We start from the raw sequence: 2,974 nt of genomic DNA, 5'->3' as shown, positions 1-2,974 counted from the left end.
GTCTGTGGTCGACCGGGACCTGGGGTCACCCGGGTGCGTACCTGGTGCTGCAGAACGACGCCAACCTGGTGCTCTACGACGCCGACGGCGTCCAGCCGCTCTGGGCCAGCAACACCTACTGGAAGACGCTGAAGTACTGACGGTCCCTCAGCACCCCACGCGGGGGCGGCACCCGGTCCACCGGGCGCCGCCCCCGTCCCCGTCGGCGGGCGGCGTGGATCCGGACCATGCCCCGGAGGCGGATACCGCGTGGCGTGACCGAACCGGCGGACGATAGCCTGCCCCCCCTGGCCCTTGATCACGGGCCGGACGGCCGGAGCCGTGGGCCCGGCGCAATGGGGAGGTACGGAACATGGGGGAGCGCCTTCGCGCCCCGCGCCGCGCGAGCGGCAGACGAATAGCAGCTTTGGCCGCCCTGGCTGCGGTACTGGCGGGCGGCCTGGCCGCTCCCGCGTACGCCGCCGACCCGGCCGTCCGGGCCGGCCTGGTGGCCGACGACCTGAACGGTGACGGCCGGTCCGACGTGTGGGCCGCCGACTTGTCGGACCTGAACGTGCTGCCCGCGGGCGGGGCCCCGTACGTCGCGTCCACCGCCGCGCAGAGCCCGGACGGCAGGACGTGGAACTCCTTCCAGGTCAGCGGCCGCGGTAGCGCGACGGGTGACGGGTCGGAGGACCTGTACCTGTTCAGCCCGGAGACGAGCACGCTGTACCTGTACCCGAACGACGCCGACTCGGGTGGGCGGGCCGGGTACTTCACGAAGAAGGACAAGGCCGTCAAGGTGGCCAAGCCGGCCACCTGCGCGGTGGGTGCGGACTGCACCGGCTACGACCCGACCTGGAGTTCGGCGACCCGGGTGGTGGCGACCGACGGGATCGCGAACAAGGACGGGATGCCCGACCTGGTCACGGTCGAGGGCAGCCGGCTCTGGTACTACCCGGGCAAGGCCGGGGGTGCCGTGATCGGCGCCCCCGTCCAGCTGGGCGGCAGCGGCTGGCTCGACACCGTGCTGCTCGCCCCGGGCAAGGTCGGTGGCGTGCCGACCCTCTGGGTCAGGCCCAGGCAGGGGTCCGAGTCCGAGCTGTTCAGCTACCGGCTGGAGTTCGGCGCGGACGGGCTCCCGGCGGCCAAGCTCCAGACCCCGGCCACGGCCTTCCGGATGGCGAGCGCGCAGCGTGCCGCCGACGGGACCAGCCGTTGCTACACGCGGGGTGCCAAGGTCGGCCCCTGTACGACCGACCGGTCCTTCTGGCAGCTCCGTGCGGACGGGACGGTCCGCGACCGCGGCAACTGCCTGTCGGTCCAAGCGGGCGCCCCGGCCGTCGCCGGGTGCGACGGCTCCTCCGCGCAGCGCTGGCGGCTCCAGGTCGGCGGCACACTGGTCGCCGAGGACGGCCGGTGCCTGACGGCGCCGGCGGACCTGACCGCTCCGGCCGCTGCGACGCTGGAGGCCTGCGACGGCACTCCCCGGCAGGGTTGGGGACGCTGGCAGCAGGACACCGACGCGCCCGGCCCGTTCCCGGCGCCGCTCGACACCTTCCCCCTCCCGGTGAGCGGCACCGACCAGTCCTACGGCTACCTCTCGGCCCTCCGTTCGCCGGGTGACCTCGACGGTGACGGCAACCCCGAGCTGGTCGCCGCCATGGGCGGCTCGTACACCGAGGGCGCGGTGACCGTGGTCCGACCGGGTGCCGCGCCGGAGGGCGGGCTGCCCCGCTTCGGCGAGCCGGTCTCGCTCGGGAAGCTCGACCACCCCAGGAACGGCTTCGGTGAGGGCGGCTACAAGGGTCGCTGGGACGTCTACTACTCGGCCTGCGTCAGCCTGAAGGTGCAGTCCGACGGGAGCGCGGTGGTCACCGAGCTGGCCACCGGCAAGGTGCTGTGGTCCAGCAACACGCCGGGCCACCCCGATGGCCGGCTCACCATCGCGAGCGGCCGGGTCGCCCTGCGGGACACCACCGGCGCCACGCCGTACTGGTACGGCTGGCACCCGACCCCCGGCCCCACCGAGGGCGGGCAGCTGACCGTCCAGGACGACTGCAACGCGGTGCTCCGCGACACCTCCGGCCAGGTCGTGTGGTCCACCCGGACCTACGACCCGGCGCACGAGACCCTCGGCACCCCGCTGGTGGCCGGTCGCACCCTGAAGTCCGGCGAGCAGGCGACGGCGGACCGCACCTCGCTGGTCATGCAGGCGGACGGGAACCTGGTGCTGACCGACCGTCAGTCCTCCCGGACGCTCTGGAGCTCCGGTACCGAGGGCCACCCCGGTGCGGTCGCGACCCTGCAGGAGGACGGCAACCTGGTGGTCTACGCCGCCGACGGCCGGGCCGTCTGGGCCACGGACACCTGGAAGAACCTGCGCTCCCGGCTGGTCGTCCAGCGTGACGGCAACCTGGTGATCTACGACGTCGACGGCCGCGTGCTCTGGGCCACCGGCACCTGGTACGGCGGCGTGGAGACCCGGGGCACCGTGATCCCGTCGGGCCGCACGGTGCGGTCGGGCGAGACGGTGGAGTCGCAGGCCGGCCGGCTGGTGATGCAGGCGGACGGGAACCTGGTGCTGTACTCCAAGGCCACCGGCAACGCCCGCTGGTCGTCCCGCACGTGGGGCAACAACGGCGCCACCGCCGTCATGCAGGCGGACGGCAACTTCGTGGTCCGGGCCACCGACGGCCGGGCCCTGTGGACCAGCAACACCTGGACCCACCGCAACGCGCGCGCGGTCCTGCAGGACGACCTCAACCTGGTGGTCTACGACCAGACGGGCAACGCCCGCTGGGCCACCGGTACGGACAACCGGGCCGCCGCCCGGCAGGGCACCGCGCTGTTCGCCGGTGCCGTGGTGAAGAGCGGCGAGGTGGTCAGCACCCCGTCCGCTTCGCCGATCTGGCTGCAGATGCAGTCGGACGGCAACCTGGTGCTGCACTTCAACCCGGTCGGTGCGGTCTGGTCCTCCCGTACCTGGGGCAAC

1 protein-coding gene is annotated in these 2,974 nt (G+C 73.4%); it reads left to right on the top strand.

Annotation, left to right across the window (positions count from 1 at the left end; genetic code table 11):
* Window positions 1-352: 352 nt before the first annotated feature.
* A partial coding sequence (locus ACWEPF_RS39790; protein WP_452176515.1) for a ricin-type beta-trefoil lectin domain protein occupies window positions 353-2,974 on the top strand: 2,622 nt, incomplete at its 3' end.

The organism is Kitasatospora sp. NPDC004289 (assembly GCF_053602875.1).
The sequence above is the reverse complement of the archived record's forward strand: the minus strand, read 5'-3'. Positions and strand labels throughout refer to the sequence as shown.